The organism is Neobacillus sp. SRL179, assembly GCF_984799095.1.
Window position 1 is genome coordinate 587014 of the sequence record NZ_OZ481792.1, and the last position, 24822, is coordinate 611835.

20 protein-coding genes are annotated in these 24822 nt (G+C 40.1%); 14 read left to right on the forward strand and 6 right to left on the reverse strand.

Going from position 1 to position 24822, the window contains the following annotated elements; all coding sequences use genetic code 11:
- Positions 1–220: 220 nt before the first annotated feature.
- Genes AC4E8C_RS02920 through AC4E8C_RS02930 form a run of 3 tightly spaced genes read left to right on the forward strand, consistent with a single transcriptional unit; the run spans position 221 to position 2942 of the window.
- Positions 221–1831 carry a gamma-glutamyltransferase family protein gene (locus AC4E8C_RS02920; RefSeq protein WP_490210107.1) on the forward strand — a complete coding sequence of 537 codons (1611 nt, stop codon included), beginning with the start codon at positions 221–223 and terminating at the stop codon, positions 1829–1831.
- Positions 1832–1854: 23 nt separating this feature from the next.
- The gene (locus tag AC4E8C_RS02925) at positions 1855–2415 is read left to right on the forward strand and encodes a chromate transporter (protein WP_490210109.1); all 561 of its coding nucleotides are present in this window, start codon (positions 1855–1857) and stop codon (positions 2413–2415) included.
- Positions 2415–2942: a chromate transporter gene (locus AC4E8C_RS02930; RefSeq protein WP_490210111.1), complete on the forward strand. Its 528-nt coding sequence runs from the start codon at positions 2415–2417 to the stop codon at positions 2940–2942. The genes AC4E8C_RS02925 and AC4E8C_RS02930 overlap by 1 nt, the downstream gene beginning before the upstream one ends.
- A gap of 87 nt (positions 2943–3029) precedes the next feature.
- Here the strand turns inward: AC4E8C_RS02930 and AC4E8C_RS02935 are convergent, their stop codons facing one another.
- Entirely contained in the window at positions 3030–3218 is a 189-nt protein-coding gene (locus tag AC4E8C_RS02935; RefSeq protein WP_490210113.1) for a hypothetical protein, read from the reverse strand.
- 126 nt (positions 3219–3344) lie between these two features.
- On the opposite strand from AC4E8C_RS02935, the gene AC4E8C_RS02940 reads away from it, so the two are divergent.
- Complete coding sequence (locus tag AC4E8C_RS02940; RefSeq protein WP_490210114.1) at positions 3345–4157, forward strand: VOC family protein; 813 nt, start codon at positions 3345–3347, stop codon at positions 4155–4157.
- A gap of 49 nt (positions 4158–4206) precedes the next feature.
- Here the strand turns inward: AC4E8C_RS02940 and AC4E8C_RS02945 are convergent, their stop codons facing one another.
- Positions 4207–5412, reverse strand: coding sequence for an MFS transporter (locus AC4E8C_RS02945; RefSeq protein WP_490210116.1), 1206 nt, complete (start codon positions 5410–5412; stop codon positions 4207–4209).
- A 12-nt stretch (positions 5413–5424) separates the two neighbouring features.
- Positions 5425–5844 carry a MarR family winged helix-turn-helix transcriptional regulator gene (locus AC4E8C_RS02950; RefSeq protein ID WP_490212452.1) on the reverse strand — a complete coding sequence of 140 codons (420 nt, stop codon included), beginning with the start codon at positions 5842–5844 and terminating at the stop codon, positions 5425–5427.
- 230 nt (positions 5845–6074) lie between these two features.
- Here AC4E8C_RS02950 and AC4E8C_RS02955 point away from each other — a divergent pair, with 230 nt between their 5' ends.
- The 4 genes from AC4E8C_RS02955 to ulaA are packed head-to-tail and all read left to right on the forward strand — an operon-like array spanning position 6075 to position 10272.
- Positions 6075–8240, forward strand: a complete 2166-nt coding sequence (locus AC4E8C_RS02955; protein ID WP_490212453.1) for a BglG family transcription antiterminator — start codon at positions 6075–6077, stop codon at positions 8238–8240.
- Positions 8241–8291: 51 nt separating this feature from the next.
- Positions 8292–8735 carry a PTS sugar transporter subunit IIA gene (locus AC4E8C_RS02960; protein WP_490210118.1) on the forward strand — a complete coding sequence of 148 codons (444 nt, stop codon included), beginning with the start codon at positions 8292–8294 and terminating at the stop codon, positions 8733–8735.
- Positions 8732–9007, forward strand: coding sequence for a PTS sugar transporter subunit IIB (locus tag AC4E8C_RS02965; protein ID WP_490210120.1), 276 nt, complete (start codon positions 8732–8734; stop codon positions 9005–9007). The genes AC4E8C_RS02960 and AC4E8C_RS02965 overlap by 4 nt, the downstream gene beginning before the upstream one ends.
- Before the next feature lie 2 nt (positions 9008–9009).
- On the forward strand, positions 9010–10272 hold the full coding sequence (gene ulaA, locus AC4E8C_RS02970) for a PTS ascorbate transporter subunit IIC (RefSeq protein ID WP_490210122.1): 1263 nt from the start codon (positions 9010–9012) through the stop codon (positions 10270–10272).
- A 72-nt stretch (positions 10273–10344) separates the two neighbouring features.
- Here ulaA and AC4E8C_RS02975 read toward each other — a convergent pair whose 3' ends face one another.
- Positions 10345–10935 (reverse strand): guanylate kinase, encoded by a 591-nt coding sequence (locus tag AC4E8C_RS02975; protein WP_490210123.1) that lies wholly within the window; start codon positions 10933–10935, stop codon positions 10345–10347.
- A gap of 485 nt (positions 10936–11420) precedes the next feature.
- Positions 11421–13928, reverse strand: a complete 2508-nt coding sequence (locus AC4E8C_RS02980) for an NEW3 domain-containing protein (protein ID WP_490210125.1) — start codon at positions 13926–13928, stop codon at positions 11421–11423.
- A gap of 346 nt (positions 13929–14274) precedes the next feature.
- Here AC4E8C_RS02980 and AC4E8C_RS02985 point away from each other — a divergent pair, with 346 nt between their 5' ends.
- From AC4E8C_RS02985 to argH, 5 genes are read left to right on the forward strand one after another with little or no spacing between them, the layout of a single operon-like run.
- Entirely contained in the window at positions 14275–15486 is a 1212-nt protein-coding gene (locus AC4E8C_RS02985) for an ROK family transcriptional regulator (protein ID WP_490210127.1), read from the forward strand.
- Positions 15487–15501: 15 nt separating this feature from the next.
- Positions 15502–16602: an extracellular solute-binding protein gene (locus AC4E8C_RS02990; protein WP_490210129.1), complete on the forward strand. Its 1101-nt coding sequence runs from the start codon at positions 15502–15504 to the stop codon at positions 16600–16602.
- Positions 16603–16614: 12 nt separating this feature from the next.
- Positions 16615–17718, forward strand: a complete 1104-nt coding sequence (locus AC4E8C_RS02995; RefSeq protein ID WP_490210131.1) for an ABC transporter ATP-binding protein — start codon at positions 16615–16617, stop codon at positions 17716–17718.
- Positions 17715–19406 (forward strand): ABC transporter permease, encoded by a 1692-nt coding sequence (locus tag AC4E8C_RS03000; RefSeq protein WP_490210132.1) that lies wholly within the window; start codon positions 17715–17717, stop codon positions 19404–19406. Before AC4E8C_RS02995 ends, AC4E8C_RS03000 begins: the two co-directional genes overlap by 4 nt.
- A gap of 16 nt (positions 19407–19422) precedes the next feature.
- The gene (argH, locus tag AC4E8C_RS03005) at positions 19423–20913 is read left to right on the forward strand and encodes an argininosuccinate lyase (RefSeq protein ID WP_490210134.1); all 1491 of its coding nucleotides are present in this window, start codon (positions 19423–19425) and stop codon (positions 20911–20913) included.
- Positions 20914–20982: 69 nt separating this feature from the next.
- Here argH and AC4E8C_RS03010 read toward each other — a convergent pair whose 3' ends face one another.
- Positions 20983–23019: a Na+/H+ antiporter gene (locus AC4E8C_RS03010; RefSeq protein WP_490210136.1), complete on the reverse strand. Its 2037-nt coding sequence runs from the start codon at positions 23017–23019 to the stop codon at positions 20983–20985.
- Positions 23020–23306: 287 nt separating this feature from the next.
- On the opposite strand from AC4E8C_RS03010, the gene AC4E8C_RS03015 reads away from it, so the two are divergent.
- On the forward strand, positions 23307–24500 hold the full coding sequence (locus AC4E8C_RS03015) for a nucleoside transporter C-terminal domain-containing protein (protein ID WP_490210137.1): 1194 nt from the start codon (positions 23307–23309) through the stop codon (positions 24498–24500).
- Positions 24501–24822: the final 322 nt, after the last annotated feature.

Sequence of the window (24822 nt, forward strand, 5' to 3'; positions counted from 1 at the left end):
GTGGATTCTACAAAATCAAGGAACAATTCTACAAAGTTTCAAGTTATTCTACAAAAACGTGTAACAATTCTACAATACCTCGCAGGAATACCACTTTGCAAAAACCCCTCCCCCCATTATCAGAATGTTTAATGGATTTCCAATAATTACTGTACTATAATAAAGCGGAATAATAAAATTACAAAAAAATTGTCGTGAAGCATAGGGAGAGACTCTATTCATGAACTTTGATTACTTGCATTATCCGTACTCGGCACAAAGAATGGCGACAATCGCGAGAAATGGAATGGTTGCCACTTCTCAGCCGCTAGCCGCCCAAGCAGGTCTAGATATATTAAAAAAGGGCGGGAATGCTATTGATGCTGCCGTAGCAACGGCCGCTTGTTTAACTGTGGTTGAGCCCACATCCAATGGCATCGGGGGCGACGCCTTTGCGCTTATATGGACAAAGGGCGAACTGCATGGACTCAACTCGAGCGGCCCTGCACCGAAAGGTATTTCTATTGAGGCAGTTAAGGCTAAAGGCCACAATCATATGCCTGTACATGGTATGATTCCTGTAACAGTTCCGGGGATTCCCGCAGCATGGGCCGAACTTTCTAGACGATTTGGCAAGCTTCTGTTCACAGAAGTGTTAAAGCCAGCAATTGAGTATGCAGAGAAAGGCTATCCGCTCTCTCCAACATTAGGAAGGTATTGGAATAGTGCTTTTACGAAATATAAAAAAATACATACGGGTGAGGAATATAAGGGCTTGTTCGACACCTTTGCTCCAAATGGAAAAGTTCCGCAAATTGGGGAGATCTGGAGCTCGAAAGATCATGCTGATACATTACGTGAGATTGCAGAAACAAATGCAGAAAGCTTTTATCGAGGAAAATTAGCCGATAGAATCGATCGTTTTTCAAGGCAGTTTGGCGGCTTCCTGTCAAAAGAGGACCTAGCGGAATTTCAACCTGAGTGGGTTCAGCCAATTAAAGTTCATTACAGGGGTTATGATGTGTGGGAGATTCCACCGAATGGCCAAGGAATTGCAGCCTTGATGGCCCTAAACATTCTAAAAGGCTATGAATTTACTGAAAAGGAATCAGTTGATACCTATCATAAACAAATAGAAGCTATGAAACTAGCATTTGCTGATGCAAAGAAGTATGTGACAGACTCCAAAAAAATGTCTGTCACCAGCGCACAATTATTATCAGAGGAATTTGCAAAGTCTAGAAAAAGTCTGATTGGCGAGACGGCAAAAACACCTGAACCGGGAACACCACCTAAAGGAGGAACGGTCTATCTGGCAACAGCTGACTCAGAAGGGAACATGGTGTCTTTTATTCAAAGTAACTATATGGGGTTTGGCTCGGGAATCGTCATCCCTGGAACAGGAATCGCTTTGCAAAACCGGGGTGCCGATTTCTCATTGGACCCATCCGATGAAAATTGTCTAGAACCTGGCAAAAAGACATATCATACGATTATTCCAGGATTTTTAACAAAAGGTCAACAGGCGATGGGACCATTTGGTGTAATGGGCGGATATATGCAGCCACAAGGCCATGTCCAGGTCATTATGAACACGATTGATTTCCATTTAAATCCGCAAGCATCCTTAGATTCGCCGCGATGGCAATGGATAGAAGGGAAGAAGATAATAGTGGAACCTGCCTTTCCTATACACATCGCCCAAGCTTTAGCGAGAAAAGGCCATGATATTCAGGTTTCCTTAGATAACGGTGCATTCGGGAGAGGACAGATTATTTGGCGTAATCCTGATACTGGTGTCCTTACTGGCGGTACAGAATCAAGAACCGACGGAGCTATTGCCGCTTGGTAATTTGAAAAAGGTGTGGAATAAACATGAAACAGTTAGATATATCGATTGCTTTTTTTCGTTCGGGAATTTTAGGATACGGTGGAGGGCCATCCTCCATTCCTCTTCTCCATAAGGAGGTGGTCCAAACCTTTAAATGGATGAATGATGATGAATTTGCCGATATTTTGGCATTAGCCAATACACTTCCAGGTCCCATTAATACCAAAATGGCAGGATACATAGGGTACCGAGTTGGGGGGATTTTGGGCATGCTGAACGCCATCCTATCTTCCATCCTGCCCACGATTGTCTTGATGATTGTGCTGCTTGCCTCTCTTTCTTCCGTGAAATCCCTGGATTGGGTATCCGGTATGACAAAGGCAGTGGTACCGGTCGTAGGGGTTATGATGCTCACGTTGACCTGGGATTTTTATAAAAAGTCGTATCAATCTTTAGGAATCATCAGCGCAAGTGGTGCTGTTGTTGTTAGCTTACTATTATTAGAAGTCCTTGATATCCATCCGGCCTTTTTAATAGTTGCTATACTTTTATTTGCGGTATTAAAGAAAGATAAGGCGGCTAAAGGTGAAGGGGGGAGCGAGTAATGTTATATTGGCATATTTTCCTAGCCTTTTTTATCCCGGGGATTGTCGGTTATGGCGGCGGGCCAGCATCGATTCCCCTTGTTGAAAATGAAGTGGTCGGTCGATACGGCTGGATGAGTGTTTCAGAATTTAGTGAAGTATTAGCACTTGGCAATTCTCTTCCAGGACCAATCGCGACAAAAATGGCTGGCTATATTGGCTATGAACAAGGCGGTATCCTTGGGTCCGTGGTGGCTGTTTTTGCAACAGTGGCGCCTTCATTATTATTAATGATTGTTCTTTTAGGCATTTTGTATAAATTTAAGGAATCTCCTAAGGTAAAAAGAATGACCAATTATGTCCGGCCAGCTATTGCAGTCATGTTAGGCGTGATGACATTTAACTTTTTCTCCACTGCCTACCATGACGCAGGTGCCATCCAAACCTTGCTCTTAATTGCAGTAAGTTTCATCCTTCTTGAAAAATTGAAGGTCCACCCTGGTTTTGTCATCTTAGCCTCGTTAATATATGGCGCCATTTTTTTATAACACAAAAATAAGCTGCCCCCCAAAAAACAATGAGGGGCAGCCTTCTTATATTGAAATGAAACTGTTCAACCTCAAATCAAATAAAAATCATGTTTCTAATATAATTTGTTGTTCTTTTTCTACTTCCAGGGCCGATACAATATAAGCAAACCCATTCATTAAAAAGAACATCACATTCGATTGAATCCGTTCACTTTCTCCTAAATAAGTATTAATCAGGATAATAACGGAATACAAAATCACAAAGAATAAAGCAATTTTATTAAAAATAATCATTGGAACAACCCCTTTTTTAGGATGCTTATTTTAATCTTATTTACAACAAGCTGGTCTTATGCAAGTCATCATAATAACCGATAGAATATCTTCTAAGGGTAATACATATATGAAGGGGGTAACATTGTGAAATTAAGCTTTGATCATTTGGTGATCTTTTTAAACAAACCGGAAGAAGCGATTGCGAACCTAAGACTAACGGGAATCCATGCTGTCAATGGCGGCCGTCATCATACATGGGGGACCTATAATTCCTTAACCTATTTTGGTTTAAGTTACATTGAATTTCTAGGGATAGAGAATATAGAAATGGCAAGACAACAGGGCGAGAACCGGTTAATTACCCATATTGTGGAGCAGCTTGCGAATGAAGGTCAGGAGGGTCCCGCTAGGATCGCCATTCGTACAAATGACATCGAACAATTAGCTCTTCAGTTTAAAGATGCGGAAGTGAAAGTCTATGGTCCGATACCTGGTGAACGGATTCGTGCTGATGGAGAAGTAATTAGATGGTCACTGCTTTTTCCAGAAGCCGGAGTCAATGAGCTAAACCTGCCGTTCTTTATCCAGTGGGAAAGGTCTGATGAAGAACGGTTAGTAGAACTAGAGGAGCAAGGGCTGCTTACGTCCCACTTGATTGGAAAACCTATCTTGGAAAGTGTAGGTTTTGTTGTCAAAAACTTAGACGAAACAACAGCAAAATGGAGTAAATGGTTCAATCTAAGCCAGAGTGAAGAGTTTTTCGATCAAGACTTACATGCCAGGTGCAGAACCCTAGATTTAGCTGGGACAAAACTATTGTTTTGTTCACCTATTGGTGAGGGTTTAGCCAATCAAGTGCTAGGTGAAAGAGGGGAAACACCTTTTTTAATTAACCTAGCGGGAACGGATCAACATCACCTTTTTAAGATTATGAATGGATTCTGGAGATTTCAATAAGGTATAAAAAAATGGAGGCGAACTATGATAGCTCGCCTCCATTTAATAATTATGCATTTGAAACGTTCAATTTAGCTTGTGCAGCCTTTTCCTTTTTACCATGTAAAAAGTAGTAAAGGACGGATGTTAATAGAACGACAATTCCAAGGATGACATATAGATGGCTGTAACCCGTTTTTGGAATAATAAATCCAAGTATATAGGGTCCGAAACCAAGTCCTGCGTCAAGAAAAATAAAGAAGGTTGATGTGGCTAATCCCATTCGATGCGGCTCCGTTAATTTTACGGCCACGGACTGGGTGCTGGATTGAATATTCCCGAAGCCAAGTCCAATCAGGCCGCCGGCTATCAGTAATGTAATTCCAGTGCTCACTGAACTTAAAAGCACCATTCCGGCTGCTAAGACAATAAAAGCAGGGTACATTACATAGTTTGCCCCTCTTACGTCCATTAATCGGCCTGTAAAAGGGCGCGATAGTAAAACGGCAATGGAATAGACAAGGAAGAAAAAGCTAGCCGTGCTAACCAAATCAATTTCTGTCGCGTAGAAATTTATAAACGATAAGACGCTGGAATAACAAAAGGCAATCACAAGTGTTATGACTGAAATTGGCAATGCATTTGGCTCAATAAAGTTTGAAAGTTTAAATCCTTTGGTCACAGCAGGTTTTGCTGTGACTTGTAATGCTGGTACATAGACAAAAATAGATGTAATAAAGCTAATGATGCCTAAAGCCACTGAAAATACAAAAATCATTTCATAGCTTGTGTGCTGAGTCATCAGAAGTCCAATAAACGGACCAACAGCAGTGGAAAGGGCGGCACTCATGCTGAAATAGCCAATCCCCTCAGCTTTACGGGTTGCTGGAATAATCTGAGCTGCAATCGTTCCAGTTGCCGTACCTACCATCCCTGCAGCGACCCCATGCAATAAACGAGTGATCAACAGCATGACCAAACCTATATGAATTAAATATAATAGTGTAGTCAAAATAAAAAAGATTAGTCCAATGAATAATGTTTTTTTGCGGCCAATGACCTCAATAAAGCGCCCGGTAAACAGTCTTCCTAGTAAGGAGCCGATGATAAAAATACCTGTGACAAGTCCAGCTTGACTTGTAGAGGCATGAAATTGGTCAACAGCATACTTACCAATGATGACGATTAATAAATAGAAGACAAGGTTTATTAAAAAATTGATACTGGATACAATAATAAAATCCTTCGTCCATAATTTTGGTCTTGATGTATTCACATTTTTCTCCCCTTATTTAATAATATTGCTTCGTACTTCTCCCATAATCCGAATTGCCTCAATTTGTTCCTCTTCCGAAATCCCCTTTAGAACTTCTTGTTCATATTGGTCAATGGTTACTCGGACATCGTTATACACTATTCTGCCACGTTCCGAAAGCTGCATTCTTTTTTCACGCTTGTCTTTTCCGGGAACATGTTCGACATATCCCAATTCTTCCAAGCGATTAATCGTTCTCGTAACGGTAGGTTTCTCGACAAACATATAATGTGCCAGCTCCACCAATGTTGCAGGGCCATTATTAGCTAAATAGTACAATATGGTCCATTGCGCTCTGTAGAGCTGATGTTCTGCAAGATGGAGATTAAGCCTATTTTCAAATGGCTTTAATAATTGCAGTAATTGCTGAAAGAATTGTTGAGAAGTCTTAATTCCAAACACCTCTTTTTTTAAAAGAAAATAGTTACCTTAGGTAACAGTTACTTAAGGTAACTAATATAATGTATCACAATTGACAGCTATTGTCTATTCAATATAATAAAAAATTAAACAAAGTGTTTTTTATTATTGGTCCAATCTTTGCACAAATAGATTGGTGCTATTTGGTCTCTACATATGATAAAGCAAGGAGTATATTATAGTTAAGCAATTGCTCAAAGTTAATAAAATACTTTTTTGCACAAACGAATTGTGAAGGGAGGTATTTTTTATTGTCGCTAGATCAACGCAAGACCGCTATTCTGTCACATTTAGTTAAGTCTCAAACCTTTGTGTCGATACGAGAATTAACGGAGAAATTCCAAATTTCTAGAAGAACTATTTATTACGACATTGGAAAAATAAATGATTGGTTAGAAGAAAATAGCCTGCCAATGGTAAAGCATGTTCGCTCTGCTGGATTTATTTTAGAAGATGAAGCCGCTGCCCATATTCCTGAAAAATTAGGGGCTTTGAAAACTTGGCAATATGAATACTCTGCCAAAGAACGGAAAGCTTGGTTAGCGATTTATTTAATTGCATGGGACACTCCACTGTTTCTTGAAGACTTAATGGAGAAAATCCGCGTAAGCCGTAACACCACCATAGATGACCTAAAGGGGCTAAAAATGGAGTTAGGGCGGTTTAATTTAGCCTTAGAGTCGAATCGAAAGTCTGGCTACAACATCCTTGGAAACGAGGAGGATAAACGTAAAGCAATCGTTCATTACCTGCAGCATGTTCTGTCAGATCAGAAATGGCAATCGTTATTAGTTAAAATCCCGCTGATTTTGAATAAAGACGATGAGTATTTTGACCTTTTTGATTTTGAAAAATTGAAAGCGGTTCAACATATTATTAGCGAAAGCGAACAAGTTTTAAACCTTCAATACACGGATGAGTTTATGTATAGCCTTGCAGTAAGGATTCTGTTATTTTGCCGAAGGGTAGCAGACGGTAAAAAGATTTCCATTGACCCTGTAGAAAAGGATATTTTACAAGGAACCATGCAATATCAGGCGGCCCAAAAAATTGGTGAGAAGCTTTCGGTGTTGTTTGAAATTCCTTTTCCTGAAGATGAAATTTTCTACATTACCAAGCATTTGCTAAGTTCCAGAGTTCAATTTTCTGAAGATATACAACCGAATACGCATCATAGTGATACGCAGATACTTGCGGATGTTGTTACGAATATGGTCACTGATTTTCAAAAATATGCGTGTGTCTTTTTTAAGAATCGAAAAGAAATTGAGAAAAATCTTCTGCTTCATGTGAAGCCTGCTTATTACAGAATTATATATGGATTAGAATTTGAAAGTGATATGACCGAATCAATCAAGGCTCAATATTGCGACATCTTTCAATTAACGAGTAAGGTCATCACCCATTTAGAGGCAGTAGTCGGAAAAAAGGTTAACGAACATGAAATTGCGTTAATCACCATGCATTTTGGCGGGTGGATGCGAAAGGTCGGGGCAAAGCCAGCGGCACGTCAAAAGGCACTTCTTGTTTGTACGAATGGGGTCGGAACCTCGAGACTACTATTACATCAATTGGAAGGACTCTTTTCCACGATTGATTTAATTGGAAGCGTTTCGTTACGTGAGTATGAAAAAAATCGCTATGATGTTGATTTTATTATTTCGACAATACCGCTTGAGGAGAAAGATAAACCTGTTTTTGTTGTAAGCCCGATCTTAACCGAGGCTGAAAAAGAGAGTTTATTGAAAAAGGTAATTGGGCATTCCGATACAAAAACGACCACCAATTCATCAATGGAGGCCTTGATGGAAATCATTCAAAAACATGCAAATGTATTTAATCAAGAGGGACTCCAGCAAGACCTAAAGCAGTATTTATATAAGCCTGACAAGGTTGTAAAGGGACAGGAAAAGCCGTCTTTGAAGGACCTTCTCAAAGAGGAATATATACAACTAAAAACAGAGGTAACGGATTGGCAGGAAGCCATCAGGACTGCAGCAGCACCACTTTGGAAACATGGGCTAATCACTGAAGAGTATATTCATGCCATGATAAATAATATTGTGAAAATGGGTCCATATATTGTAATCGCTCCAAAGGTGGCCATCCCGCATGCAAGACCGGAAGATGGTGTGAATGAGTTAAGTATGAGTTTATTAAAGCTTACCAAAGCTGTTCATTTCTCTGATAAAGCCATTCATGATATCCAGGTTGTCATTGTACTGGCTGCAGTTGATGGAGAAAAGCATTTAAAAGCATTAGCCCAATTAACGGACATGCTTACCGAAGAAAAAACAAAAAAAGAACTGATGCTGGCAGGTTCAGTATCGGATATCTTTCAATTAATTAAATCAATGTCTCGAGCGTAATCCGCCTAAAGGACGATTCAAACAATATTTTTATGAAAGGGGTGAATGCTGTTGCTTAAAGAATACTTAACAGAAGAAATGGTTCAGTTTATAGAAACCAGAGAAAATTGGGAAGAAGCTATTCGACTGGCGGCGGAGCCATTAGTACAAAATCATTCAGTAGAACGAGAATATGTGGAAACCATGATTTCGAATGTAAACGAATTTGGTCCCTATATCGTTTTGTTACCCAAGTTTGCGATGCCGCATGCCAGGCCAGAAAATGGAGTGAATCAATTAGGGTTAAGTTTATTGGTTGTGGAAAAAGCTGTCCCGTTTCCCGGTGGAAAATCAGCCAACGTATTTCTAGTGTTAGCTGCACCAAATCAGGATTCCCATTTGAATCTTTTATCGGAGTTGTCTTCTGTCTTATCAAGCCAAGAAAAAGTCGATGCCTTAGCTTCAGCTAAAAACTATCAAAAAATCATATCTATTTTACAGGAGGAGTCAAAATGAAAATTTTAGTCGTGTGTGGAAATGGATTAGGCAGCAGTTTTATGATGTCCCTAAATGTACAAAAGGCAATGAAAGAATTAAATATTGAGGGGACTTGCTCTCATACTGATTTAGCTAGTTCTAAGTCAGAACAAGCTGATTACTATATCGGATCTCCAGAAATAATGGATCAATTAAATGATGGAAAGAGAAAAGTAATTTCATTAATTAATATGTTTAGTTTAGAAGAAATTAAAAAAGCTTTAACTACTCATGTATTGGAAGGTAAGTAACGATGATTCGATTAATAATGAATGATATTTTAGGAACACCTGCAATCTTGGTTGGTTTATTTGCCTTAATAGGATTATTGTTGCAGAAAAAAGGAATCGCCGATGTGATTTCAGGCACCTTAAAAACGATTATGGGCTTTATCATTCTAGGTGCTGGAGCAACGGTGTTGGTCGGTGCACTCGATTTATTTGGTCAAATGTTTGAACACGCCTTTCACATTAAAGGAATCATACCGAACAATGAGGCTATCGTAGCGCTGGCTCAAAAAACATTCGGTGCAGAAACTGCCATGATTATGGTATTTGGTATGGTTGTTAATATCTTATTAGCCCGTTTCACTAAATTTAAATACATATTCTTAACTGGCCACCATACTATGTTCATGGCTTGTATGCTGGCAGCCGTGTTATCAGCTAGTGGAATTACTGGTGTAACACTCGTCATAATTGGTTCTATTATTCTAGGAGCTTTAATGGTATTAATGCCTGCTCTTGTTCAACCTTATACTCGTCAAATTACAGGCTCCGATGATGTGGCAATTGGTCACTTTGGTTCTATTGGTTATTTTGTATCAGGAACAATTGGTAAATATTTTGGAAATAAAGAAAAATCAACTGAAGAAATTAAAGTACCTAAATCACTTGGTTTCCTTCGCGATTCCTCAGTGGCATTAGCCTTAACCATGGCGTTAATGTTCATTGTGGTGGCTGCTTTCACTGGTCCATCATTCATTGAAAGTAAGTTAAGCGGCGGGACAAACTTTATTGTATTCTCTCTTACTCAAGCGATTACCTTCGCGGGTGGAGTATTCATTGTTTTAGCTGGGGTTCGGATGGTCATTGCAGAAATTGTACCTGCATTTAAAGGAATTGCAGATAGGGTAGTTCCGAATGCCGTCCCTGCCTTGGATTGTCCAATCGTTTTTCCATTCGCACCTAACGCTGTTATTGTTGGCTTCTTCTTCAGCTTTATTGCGGGTGTAATCAGCATGTTCTTACTGCCTATTTTCGGATTAGCTATCATTGTACCAGGTCTAGTTCCTCACTTCTTTACTGGTGCAGCTGCCGGGGTTTTCGGTAATGCAACAGGGGGAAGACGCGGTGCCATTCTTGGATCATTTGCTAATGGATTAATCATCAGCTTCTTACCTGCCATGCTGTTACCAGTTCTTGGCTCGCTAGGGTTTAACGGCACCACTTTTGGCGATGCTGACTTCGGTATTGTAGGTATATTATTAGGCAATCTATTAAAATTATTCATGTAATCTAGTAATCTTTTGAATTTTCCTAAATCAAAGGCAGCCTGTGTAGAACACGGGCTGCCTTTGATCTAATTATTAATAATCTGTTACCGTAAGATTTCTATCCAAGAAGGATTCAATTAATTCGCTTATTTGGTAGGCCGCTTGAGGAGAATCATAATTTTCATAGGCATATTCACAGTTGTTTTTGTAATTCATGGCCTCGTCATAGTGGTTCATATGCCGCTCGATTACATCTGCACTATCCTTGCGATCTTGTTGTCTTTGGATGACGGTATCACGATCGGCAAAAATAAACAGACGGATAACCCCATCGCCATACATCGTTTTTAACCTTTCCGCTCCTTCGGCGTTTAAGGTCAAATAGACGAGTGTATGGTTTTTAAAGGCTTCCACAATATCTTGTTCACGGATCCCATAATGAATTCCATCAATTTCGACGCTTTCGAGAAATTCTTGCTTGGCTTGCATTTCTTTAAAAGTTTCTTCAGCAACAAAGTGATAGTCTTGACCATCTTTTTCATAGTGGCGGGGAGAACGGGTAGTGTAAGAGAGAACTGTTTCCATATCAAATGCGGTCGCAACCATTTTGGCAATTGTTTTTCGACCAGAGCCATCAGGACCTGTATAGACAAATATCTTTTCTTTTCCTTTGATTTGGTACATGGTGGGGCCTCCTTTTGTATTTGGTGAGTAAAAAATAAACCTTTTTCTGTGGGGACTTTTATGGAAGTTAAGGGAGTTTATATTAATTATATCAAAAAATTCCGTTAACTGACTATTTTCGGTTAGATATAAATTATATAATGACGAAATTCCATAATAGAAAACAGCCCCCGCTGCTATCAACACAAGGGGGACCGTTTATTTTATAAAAATTTATAAATTTAATCTTTGAGAAATGTCTAGCTCCAGCGCCCTAGCGGCTAGTGTCCTTCGCTCTCCGCCCTACGATAAGTCAAGCACGAATGCGCCTCCGGCTCTTCGTGTTTCCTTTATCGCGTTTAACGGGCAGTAGATTCTCAACTGCCCGTAAGAACCCGATCGGTTCAACTAACAATCAGCGAGAAAAACATTCGCTGATTGAAGTTTCACCTTATCTCAGTTGGAGCGCTCCAGGCCATACGCCGCTGACCAGGGCGCTTCCGCTTTTAGTTATTTGCTCCGTAACTAATTAAGTTGGTGAAGATTCGGTAGCCGCCAGGAACTTGCCCTTGAATTTGTCGATAGAAAACAAGGTTGGTATAAAGGTAGGTCCCTTTGCCATATTTAGCCATGAGGATACCTCCATCAAATGGGGCTTCACCAGGGTCAGCCATGCTGACAAAGGTTTCATAATGACTATCCCACGCCATTGGGTAATATAATCCGCGTTCCTGAATCCAATGGTCCCAATCTTGATTGGTAATCTTATTAGGATAGTTGAAAAGTGGTGATTCTGGTTGAAGAACGTTTACTTTCGCATTCTCATCTGTTACACGCCACTTAATCGATACATTCCCAATCGTTAATGGGTATGGTGCAGTTGTTTGAGCGTTCCAGCCATCACTTGGTTTATGATATTGAACAACTAAGTGTCCGCCGTTATAAACATATTCTTTAAGACGTTCGTTGTTGGCGATTAAGTCTGCCCGAGAGAGGTAGGCACGAATTCCAACCACAATCGTATTAAACTGACTTAAATCAGTAGTTTTTAAATCAGACTCCGTTAGCTTGGTGATTTTCAGGCCGGCATTATTAAGATAATCTGCCACCTTATCAAATCCACTTTCAATATATCCGATTTTTAAGTTGTCATTTTTCAAAAGTTCAAAGGCAACACCATTCACTTGGGCTGGGTATTCATAATAGAAGGTCCCAATATGATCATAGTTAATGGTTTGGACAGTTGAGTTAAAGGTTTTTCCATTAACGGATGCCTCAGCGACGATCTTAAAGTCGCCTGCTTGAATATCTTGCGGCGGTGTTAACGTAAAGTCGACATTCTTTTCTTCTAATTGACTTTTGAAATTAACCTCAGCTTTACTTGGTGTAACCTTCCAGCCTTGCGGAACATTTAAGGCAACAGATGATTGGGTCGCACTATCTCGGTAGTTTGTCACTTTTACAGTAACCGGAATCTTCTCTTGAATATCTGCGGTATTGACCACAATATCTTCTGGAGATAAGGTGAGACCGACATCTGGAAGAACGGCAATGGTTCCGTTCAAATCTTTGATTTGACTTGTTTTTGAACCAGTGGATTCATAGCTAATAGATGCTTGAATGGCTGGCTTTTTGTAGGCATGATAAAATTCAGCGTTTTCTGGCACCACTACCTGATAGGAAATGGCCTTGGATTCGCCTGGATTCAAGTTAATCGCTTTATTGTCAGCAGTAATTTTCCAGCCATCTGGAACTAAAAGGTCAGCAGTTACATTGTTTAACTTTTGTTTTCCATTATTTTTTAAGGTGACCGTTACATTGGTTGTCTGCCCTTTTGTAAGAATGTTGAATTCAGAAGATGCACTGACATCCAATTGTGAAGCAACGAAGCTCGCTGTTTGCAATTGATCTTCTTTCAAAGAGAGCTTATGAAGTAAATCAGTTTTAAGTTCCGAAGTAAGTTTCTTGGATTGTTTTGTTTTATTAAGTAAATTTCGTACATCTTTAAGAGCACTCTGTGATTTCTCAAAGACTTGTTCTTTACTAGGGTATGAAGATACGATGGAGTCTAATTTGTTTTGGAGTTTAGTAAAGTGCACTTTTAAATCATTTTCCGTTTTAGGAAGCTCTTGTGCCCATTCGCTCAAATTATATGGAACACCTGCAAAAAGCTCAGGCTTATTCCCTACGGCCGTTTTAAATAACTCAAGATCAACTTGTCTTGGTGCAGCAGGGATATCATTTCCCATTCCTTGGCTCTTATGCATATAACGAGATTGTTCTCCTAATTGAGGGTAAGTCATCTTATAGATAGGATCATATATGCCGATTTCTATAGAGGTTGTAGCACTTTCCTTTGATGCAGCTGGCAAATAGAGCTTTTTGATCTGCCAGACAGACAAACCCTCTTTTAATTGATCAGGGTAAATCTTAGGGTTGGCAGCATCTTCAAAGGCCCGTTCCGTTAGAATTTCAATGGCACGATGGTGACCGTGCTGGGCCGGATCATTCCTAAATGACGGCATCACAATATCCGGCTGGTAAGTACGGATAAAGCGGATTAAACGCTCGTATGTGAGGTCTTCTCCCCATTGTGCTAATGTATCCTCAGGACTTTTTGAAAATCCAAAGTCATAAATGGGGTCGGAAGTTGTTTCACTAAGATGAAAGGCTTTGACACCAGTAATTTTAGCTGCTTCAATCATTTCTCTTGAACGGATGATTCCTAAGCCGTTTCCTAATTCGTCGCCAATTTCATTTTGGCCGCCTTCCCCGCGGTTACCAATTAAACTGGACGTTTTAACACCAAGTCCTCTGGATAAGTAGGCGAGAAAGTCACTTCTTTCGTCATCAGGGTGTGCACCGGTGTTAAGAAAAGTCACCGTCGTTTCAAGAGGTTTTACAGCATTCCAAAGATCAACATCTGGCTCCTGTGCTTTAGCGGCACTCCCGCTGAATGGCAGTAATGAAACTACCAAGAGGATTGAAAGTACTCCAAGAAAAAACTTTTTCATCTTTGTAACCCCTTCCATTTTAAATTAACCATCAACCCGTTACACCCTCCTTTTATCAATCAAAATTAATAGGTTAGTTAAGTTGCTTAACTAACAGGAGATAACTCCCTCTTCATTATCATAAACAGCTCGTTATAAAAATGTAAATAGTAACCATATTGGGAAAATTAAAACAGTTATTTATTCCTATGGTCAATTTGTTCTTAGTTATATTAGACTAGAAGTGGATATTATTTAAATAATTTGAATTGTTTAAAAAGATATTGTAAACGCCTTCCTTTTCAGTTATATTTTAGTTAATTATCAAAACTAACTAACCTACCATAAAGTTGAAGGCCGTGATGTAATGGGTACCAATGAAAATAAAAATCTGGTCAAAGTACAGAACAAAAAGAGAATATTACAATGCATTTTGGAACATGCCCCCATTTCAAGGGCAGAAATCGCTGAAAAAATAAAACTAAGCAAACCTACCGTTTCGTTATTTGTTGATGAATTGATCCAGGAAAGCTGGGTCATTGAAAAAGGAATTGGGGAATCCACTTCGCAGGGTGGAAGAAGACCCATTCATCTTTATTTTAATGAAAAAGCAGCTTTTATTATTGGTACGGATATTGGCGGGACGAAAGTAAAAATCATTATTAGTGATTTAAGAGGCCATATTGTGGCGGCAAATAGTTTCCCAACAGAACACTATTTACATACAGGCCTATTAAAAAAAATGGCGAAAGAAATAAACGGTTTGATTCAAAAACATCACATCGATAGTGACAAGATTCTGGGCATGGGAGTGGGCGTACCCGGAATTACTGATATCAGTTCCGGGGTTGTAACAGAAGCGCCCAGTCTAAATTGGATTCGGTATCCTTTCATCAGGGAAGCGGAAAGATATTTTACTTTTCCCATTTACGTAGATAATGATGTCAATGTTGCCGCATTGGGAGAACAATGGCTTGGAAATGCAAAACAAAAGGAAAACGTTTTGTTCATCGCGATTGGCACTGGCATTGGAGGCGGCATCATTATTCATAATCAGCTCTATCGAGGATTCTCCAATGCTGCAGGTGAAATAGGGTATATGGTCACAGATAAAAACGATATGAAGAATGAATTTCAACCTATCTTTCATCGCTATGGATATTTGGAGAGTGTAGCAGGCGGAAAGGCCATTGGTGATCAATTAACCAAATTAGTCAAACAACAACCGGAGCACCCCTTATATGATCAAGCTATATCAAATGGGGTAACAGGTGAAATGGTGTTTACATTTGCGAAAAAGGGTGATTCTATCGCACTTAGGGTAGTGGATAAGGCGATTGAACATATAGCATATGGAATTATTAATGCCGCATGTCTCTTAAATCCAGAGGTAATTATTTTGGGAGGTGGTGTGTTAAAGTCATCAGAATTCATTTTACCTAAGCTCCGTGAAATTGTAGAACAGTATCTTCCTAGTTCAGTAGAATTGAAAAGCGCTCAATTAGGGGAAAATGCAGGGGTTTTAGGGGCAGTTTCATTATTTTTACGGGAACACGAAAGTATTGTTAAATTTACTTAACAAGGGGGAAAAGTTGTGAAAAATAAGAAAAAGGTATCGATTCTAACTGCTTTAACATTATCAGCTTCACTTTTGCTGGCTGCCTGTGGCGGTGATGCAGAGAAAAGTTCAACCACACCTGCTAAAAAAACAGATGAAAAGAAAGAAGCAAAACTTGAAGAGAAAATTGTTGTGTATTCTCCACACGGAAAAGACATCCTATCTAAATTCGAGCAGCAATTCGAAGCAAAATATGATGTGGATGTAGAGTGGCTTGATATGGGATCACAGGAAATTCTGGACCGGATCCGTTCAGAAAAGAATAATCCACAAGCAGATGTGTGGTGGGGAGCACCATCTACTAACTTTGACCAAGCCAAGGATGAAGGGCTGCTAGAACCGTATAAGCCATCCTATTCAAGTAGTCTTGATGCTGCCTTCCATGATCCGGATTGGGCATGGTCAGGTACGAGCCAAACTCCTGAAGTGATTATGTATAACAATAAAGAAGTCAAAAAGGAAGAAGCGCCAAAGGATTGGGATGAGTTATTAGATCCGAAGTGGAAAAATAAAATTATTATTCGTTACCCATTAGCGTCCGGAACCATGAGAACCATCTTTTCAGCTATGATTTACCGTGATTTCAAGGACTCACAAGACACGGCAAAAGGCTACGAATGGTTGGAAAAATTGGATGCCAACACAAAAGAATACTCGGCTAATCCAGAAATGATGTACAACAAGGTGGCGAAGGGTGAAGGTGTCATTTCTGTTTGGGCTATGCCAGATGTTGTTATGTTGAAAGAAAATAAAAATTACCCATTTGATTTCATTGTTCCAAAGAGCGGTACACCAGTATTAACAGAAGGAATTGCAATTGCAAAGGGCGCACCGCATCCAAAAGCGGCTGAGGCATTCTATGAATTTGTTAATACACCTGAAGCGGCAAAATTATTAGCCGAAGAATTTTACCGGATTCCAACAAGAACCGATGTGAAAGACCTCCCTAAATGGATCACCGAAACAGAGATCAAACCAATGGATATCGACTGGAAGGTATTCCAAAAGGAAAGTGACGGCTGGATGAAGCATTGGGATGAGAATATTAAGAGCGGAGCAAAAGAAGTAAAGGAATAGGAAGTGTGGGTTATGGCGTCTATAAAAATTGATAATGTCCAAAAAGCGTTTGGAAAGGTAATAGCGGTGGATCATTTGAACCTGGAGATTAAGGATGGAGAATTTTTTACTTTTCTGGGCCCGAGTGGATGCGGGAAAACCACTACGTTAAGAATGATTGCGGGATTCTATTATCCGACTAAAGGCATTGTCCGATTTGGCGATAAAGATATGACGCGTGTACCTCCTGAAAAAAGAAATACGGGCATGGTTTTTCAAAACTATGCCCTTTTTCCTCACATGACAGTTTTTGAAAATGTCGCCTTCGGGTTAAAAGTACGTAAGGTTCCTGCCAGTGAGCTTAAAACGAGGGTACAGGAAGTACTTCGTAAAGTCCGGCTGGAGAAATACTCAGACCGTCAAGTGAGTCAGTTAAGTGGAGGACAACAACAGCGTGTTGCTTTGGCGAGGGCATTGGTGATTGAGCCTGAAATTCTTCTTCTCGATGAGCCGCTAAGCAATTTAGATGCAAAGCTGCGAGATGAAATGCGGAGTGAGATTTTAAGGTTACAGAAAGAATATAAAATTACCACCATTTATGTGACTCATGATCAAGCAGAAGCTTTATCGATGAGTGATCGAATTGCCGTATTTAATTATGGTGTATGCCATCAAGTGGGAACTCCCTCTGAAATATATAATGAACCAGTGAATGATTTTGTTGCTAGTTTTATAGGTGAAATCAATTTATTACCTGTCAATGTCGATAAAGTTGATCCAGATCACGTCTATGTAACGGCACAAATGGAATCAGGAACGAAAGAACTGGTTGTACATAATCATCCATTTAATGTTAATCCAACGTACGAAGGGAGTCTTTCGCTTTCGATTCGGCCAGAAGCAATTAAAGTGTATGAGGAACCAATCGAAGGGTTAAACATTTTAAAAGGGAAAATAGAAAATGTTGAATTTTTTGGTTCTGTCAACTACCTTAGTGTGAATGTAGAAGGGCATCTTCTTCAGGTCAATCTATTAAACAATCGTTCTAGAAATCTTGAAGCAGGAGCATCTGTTTGGATTCAGCTGCCAGAAGACCAAATTCGAGTTATCCCTGTTATAAATGGTGATGTCTCATGATAAAGAATCGTGATACTCGTTTTACACTCCTGCTGCTTGTACCGGTTCTTTTAGTATTAGTGGCCTATGTCCTCTATCCCTCCATACGAACGTTTATTGAGAGTTTACGTACGGATGGGAATATGTCATTGGCAAACTATCAAGATTTCTTTAGCCAGGCATCGAAAACAAATTTAGAAGCTTTATGGAATTCCGTTTATATTTCCGCATTAAGCGTATTAGTTAGTGCTCTAATCGGCATTCCGCTAGCCTTTATCTTCAATCGTTATGATTTTCCAGGGAGAGGTTTTTTTGCTAGTGCTGCCATTATGCCCATTGTTCTTCCATCCTTGGTAGGGGTTATGGCGTTTATGTTTTTATACGGGGAGACGGGCTTAGTTCCGAATGCCATAAAAGATTTATTTGGCCTTGATAAAGTCCCCTTTAAAATTGGCGGCGTGTCTGGCATTCTCATTGTGCATGCGTATACGATGTATGTGTATTTCTATATGACCGTATCATCAGCCATCGGAAAAATTGATCCTAGTTTGGAGGAAGCAGCCTATAATTTGGGAGCTAGTAAATTTAAAGTTTTCTGGAAGGTCACCTTCCCATTATTAACCCCAGCGATTGTAGCCGCTTCCTTGCTAGTATTTATGATCTCAATGGCCTCCTTTAGTGCACCATTCCTACTGGCAGGCGGTTATCGGGTCTTAAGTTTACAAATTTATTTTTCAAAAATTAATGGTGATATGGAAGTGGCAGCCACACAATCTGTCATTCTCTCTATTGTATCCATTGCTTTCTTATTATTTATGCGCTGGTACCAAAACAGAAAGGATTACAGAATGGCAACGAAGGGAATTGGTGCCCATCGTAGTGAAGTAAAGAATCCTGTGATGAAATGGATTATGGTATTCGTCGGTATTGTGGGTGTCATTATCCTGTTACTGCCGCATTTCACGATTTTACTTCTGTCCCTTGTACCGGATGGAACCTGGACATGGCAAACGTATCCGTCCGTGTTTAACTTTGAAAACTACCGCTTATTATTGCAGGATCCGAACATCTTTAAGCCTCTAAAGAATAGTTTATTATTAGCCTTCATTGCAACGGCCGGGAATTTAGTTTTTGGAGTGTTAACCTCCTATGTATTAGTAAAACGTAAATTTTATGGGAAGAATTTCGTCGATATTTTGGTAATGATTCCATGGGCCTTGCCGGCTACGGTTATAGGGATGAACCTCATTTTTGCCTTTAATGAGCCGAACGTATTTTCATTTGGAAACATTCTGGTTGGCACGTTTTGGATTCTGCCGCTTGCCTACTTTGTTCGTCATATTCCTTTAGTGGTAAGATCGACCAATGCCGTCTTGGAACAGTTAGATGATTCCATTGAAGAAGCCTCACGAAATCTGGGCGCTAAATGGTTTTATACTTTTAGAAGAGTGATTCTTCCAATTATTATGCCAGGAGTATTATCAGGAACATTATTAGCTTTCGTAGAATCTGTCGGTGAATTTCCCACATCCGTCCTGTTGTACACCTTATCCAATCGTCCAATTTCGATCGAGATTATGAACCAGCTGAGGATGTTTAATATGGGTCAGGCTGCAGCCTACGGAATGATCCAAATCGCCTTGATTGCCCTTGTTCTGTTTATTTCAAATAAATTTTTCGGTGTAAAAGCCGAACAATCCTTGTCTTAAAATCGGAGATGAAAATATGAGTAAGCTAGAGGAATTCATCAAAAATGAAGGAACCGCCTTTCCAGGAAAAACCTATGTAGAAGAGTTGTTGAAGCCGGTATTTAATGATCAAAGGGATTTCTTATTCCATGTCATGTTTGATATTCACCGGGCTCATGTCATCATGCTCGAGGAACAAAACATTATTAAAAGAGCCGAAGCTAAGGTGATGTTGGAGGGGATTAATAAAGTAGCCAAAACCGATATCAGCCAAATTGCCTATCAGCCCCAGTTTGAAGACTTGTTTTTTATGATGGAGGCCAAGATTGGGGAGGAAATAGGAACGGAGTTGGCGGGGAAAATTCATATCGGCCGCAGCCGCAATGATATGGGTGTAGCGATGTATCGGTTAGTGCTAAGAGAGCACCTTTTAGTGCTTTTAAACAGCTGCTATCAATTAAGTGATGCTTTATTGGAGCAGGCAGAACGGCATACAGAAACCTATATTACAGGATACACCCATACACAGCCGGCCCAGCCGACTACATTGGGACATTATTTACTAGCCATCTACGATGTTTTGCAAAGAGACATCAAACGGTTGTGGTCAGCCTATGAAACCGTCAACCAATCGTCACTTGGGGCAGCGGCATTAACAACGACCGGTTTTCCAATCTGTCGAATAAGGACGTGCGATTTATTAGGTTTTGATAAGGTAATTGAAAACTCCTATGATTCAATCGGCGGGGCAGATTACTTGCTGGAAACGTCATCGGCACTGATGACTTGTATGGTGAATACGGGCAGATGGATTCAGGATTTCTTACTGCATGTAACCAGAGAATTTGGTACGTTCTTAGTGGCTGACCCTTATGTTCAGGTGAGTAGTATTATGCCGCAAAAGCGAAATCCAGTGTCGATTGAGCACTCACGCTCGATTGCGAGCAGTGCCTATGGAGATGCGCTGGCAGCTATGAATATGATTCACAACACACCGTTCGGAGATATTGTCGATACAGAGGATGACTTACAGCCTCATTTATACCGGTCGTTTAATAATGCCAATCGGGTCATGAAATTAATGTACGCCGTTATTACGACGATAAAGGTAGACGACGAGCATACAAAGGAAATGGCGAAGAAATCTAGTATCACCATTACCGAGTTAGCAGATACGTTGGCAAGAGATTATGGTATTTCTTTTAGAAAGGCCCATTCGATCGCCAGTTATATTTCTAAACAAACCATTTCTCGAAAAAAGGAATTATATGAGTGGGAGATTACCGAGATTAACAAAATGATTCATGAATTCGTCGACGTCACACTTTCCGAACAAGAATGGAAAAAAATCATTTCACCTGAGTATTTTGTGGAAATTAGAAACATTCAAGGCGGTCCGAGTCCAAAAGAAGTGGACAGAATGATTTTGGAGAGAAAGCAGAAGTTAGGAATTCAGTTGAAGGATTATCATACGCTTGTGGATGAGTTAATGAAGAAAAAAAATCAATTAGAAACGTATGCTATTTAAGTGAGAGTCAGCCTGTGAATTTATCAAGTTAGAAAAGGGCCGCCAAATGGCGGCCTTTTACCGTTTTATTTAATGCGGATGGACGCTGGTTTCCTCCAGCCAATAAGCCTCTCTAATGTTAATATGCTTACGAATTTTCCGGATTACATCCAGTGTAATTTCTCCTTCTTCATATAAATTTTGAAGTTCATTCCTTTCTGCTTGAAAGGCCTTCACACGCAGTTCTTTTTGCAAGTGACTATATTGCTGGGAATCGTCCCCTTTTCTTGCCAGTTTAAATTTCATGATCATTTCATTGTATTCACCAATAATGACCATATAAATATGTTCATTTTCAGGGGTCATGTGTTCCTTCAAATACCGAATGGCTGCTTTAGCCATGGCCACTTTTAGGAGGATCATCCGTTTGGTTTTGGCTTTACTATATTTTAGCTGTTCTTGGGTTTTTGGCACAAACAGCTGTAAAAGCTTGAAGAAAGTACGTTTCATCATAATCCAAATAAACAATCTTCTAAATTGTATTCGATTAGTTACGGCAAGCCTCATCCGTTGGATATGTTCTTCAGATAAATACACTGTCTCTCGATCGATCTTTTCTGCCTTTTTTAATTTTTCAATGTAGTCAGCTTCCGCCTGAAGAGCCTTCAGCCGAATGTTAATCTCAGCTAACTTGAGCCGGTCACTGTATTCATCATTTACAGCTGTTAAATTATTTCGGATCTGATTGTATGTCGCAAGCACCGACACAGCTGGCCCGCGGTTCTCATCATTCATCAATTCCCGAATCGATTGAATCGCCGCATCAATGGTCCGAATCATCGCAGTCCGTTCCATTTCCTCGTGCAACTCATCTGTAGATTCCTTATCCGTCCTAGCTAGAATCGGCAGGAAAATACTTGCAGTAATCAATGTTACCAAGATAACTCCAGCCGCTAAAAAAATAATTAACGATCGCTCCGGAAAGGGGCTTCCGTTTGCTATTACATAAGGAATGGTAAAAGCACCGGCCAATGTGACAGCCCCTCTTACACCAGAAATGGTAAGGATGCCAATGGCTTTCACCGAAGGCATTTGGATCTGCGTTTTTAAAAGCCATTTCCACCGCCACACGACTAAAATCCATAAGAAGCGAAGCAGTAAAAGAGCCGCTGTAATAATGAGTATATATTTGCTTACTTCCCAGTTATTAAACAGTGGATCCTCAAAAATTTCGCTTAGAACACTCGGTATTTGCAAGCCTAACAGCACAAATACCAGCCCATTTAAAATATAAATAAGTACGGTCCATGTACTTTGAGAAACGACCTGCAGCTGCATAGCCGGGGATTGATCACGATCCCGATTAATCGTATGGACAATGCCTGCTGCTACCACTGATAAAATACCGGAAAGGTGAAGATGTTCAATCATATAAAAAATGACGAATGGTGTAAGAAGCTGGATCAGCATATGTATGGTTACATCCTCCATCCCCATTCTTCTAATAACAACCTTCAAGCGAATAATGAGGAAAGCTAGGATGGCGCCGCCGACAAAGCCACCAATCGATATGACTAAGAAGCTCCAGCTTGCTTCTGCTAAGGAAAAGACTCCGGTCACGGTGGCAGCGACAGCAAATTTAAAGGCAACTAACCCAGAGGCATCATTCATGAGCCCCTCACCTTCAAGAATATGCATAATCGCTTTGGGGATCTTTACCCTGCTTGAAATCGCACCAACTGCTACAACATCCGTAGGTGAAAGAATCGCTGCTAAAGCAAATGCAGCTGGTAACGGAATCGACGGGATAAGCCAGTGAATTAAGTAACCAATGGCGAATACGGTCACGAACACAAGACCAAGTGCGAGTAATAAAATGGGTTTGCGATATTTCCATAACGCGTGCCGTGAAGCATTTTTCCCATCATGAAATAGTAAGGGAGCAATAAAAAGGACGAAGAATAATTCTGGCTCCATGGGGATATGAATACCTAACGGCAGGGACGCAAGTAAAACCCCCAGTGAGATTTGAATAAGCGGAACCGGTATGTATGGTAGAAAATGGTTAACTAAACTAGATAAGCCGATAATGGCAAGTAAGATTAAAACGACTAGAAAAAATTCCATGGCGTGTCTCCTCTCTCTGATGTATTTTGTGTAAATCTACGTATGTCTATTATAACAAATGAAGAATTCGGAACACGCTTGAGGTTAAATGATTTAAATTAAGTGTATTTTTGGAATAGACAAATGGTTTACTGCTCCCTTAACGAGTAGTAAGCTTTTTTATTGTTGTTGCTATTGGGGAGTCTTTTTTTTACGCCTCCAATCTTGCTGCAGGAGGTAGAAAAAATGAGGACTTTTTCGATATAAAAGATTATTTAGGGAAATGATAAGCAAAAGGAGTTGATCACGTGTATTTTTTGTTAAATGCATTAGGAGTAGTGGTGGTTATCGGGCTCATTTATCTGTGCTCGCCAAATAAGAAAAACGTGAAGTGGAAGTCCATTTTGACATTATTAGTTACTGAATTCTTGATTACCTGGTTCATGTTATCTACAAAAGTCGGGTCATGGGTCATAAATAAAATAGCATCGTTCTTTACTTGGTTAATTGCCTGCGCGAATGAAGGGATTTCTTTTGTATTCCCGTCCGTCATGGCGAATGAGCAAGTGGATTTCTTTTTTAGTGCCTTAATGCCGATTATTTTCATTATTACCTTCTTTGATATTTTGTCTTATTTCGGTATATTAACTTGGATTATTGATAAAGTGGGCTGGCTTATTTCCAAAATATCAGGGCTGCCAAAGTTGGAGAGCTTCTTCTCGATTCAGATGATGTTTCTTGGAAATACGGAAGCATTGGCGGTTATTCGTCAGCAATTAACCGTCTTAAAGACGCAGCGGCTCCTAACATTCGGAATAATGAGTATGAGCAGTATCAGTGGATCGATTATTGGGGCTTATTTAAGTATGGTTCCAGCAACCTATGTATTTGCAGCCATTCCGCTAAATTGCTTTAATGCGCTTTTGATTGCCAATATGCTGAACCCTATCGACGTCAGCAAAGAGGAAGATATCGTTTATGTTCCGGCAAAAGAAGAGCGTGGGGATTTCTTTTCTACGATTTCCAATAGTATGTTAGTCGGTATTAGAATGGTCATTGTCATCATGGCAATGGTAATTGGGTATGTAGCTTTGACTGCTGGGTTAAACGGGATTTTAGGAGCGATTGTGCATGGCTTAACGATCCAAAAAATATTTTCGGTTATCTTTAGTCCCCTTGCCTTCCTGCTTGGGTTATCAGGGGCAGACACCATGTATGTCGCTCAGTTAATGGGAATTAAGCTAGCAACGAATGAATTTGTAGCGATGATTGACTTAAAAGACAAGATTAGCGGGCTTGCTCCCCATACGGTGGCGGTTGCAGTCACCTTCTTAACTTCCTTTGCCAACTTTAGTACGGTAGGAATGATTTACGGGACGTTTAACTCTACGGTTAGTGAAGAAAAATCAAAGATTATTGGAAAAAATGTATGGAAGCTTTTGGTGAGCGGGATGGGCGTGTCATTATTAAGTGCAATGATTGTTGGTTTGTTTGTTTGGTAATAGGGAATCGATTTATTATCGACCGAGAACGTTATATTTTGGAACAGTCGGTCGAATAGAGGGAGTCTAAGCGACCGAGCACGCTCTAATTGAGTAAGAAGGGTGAAATAGAGGGAGTATAAGCGACCGAGCACCCTCTAATTGAGTAAGACAGGTCGAATAGAGGGAGCCTAAGCGACCGAGCACCCTCTAATTGAGTATGAAGGGTCGAATAGAGGGAGCCTAAGCGCCCGAGCACGCTCTAGTTGAGTAAGAAGGGTCGAATAGAGGGTGCCTAAACGACCGAGCACCCTCTAATTAAGTAAGAAGGGTCAAATAGAGG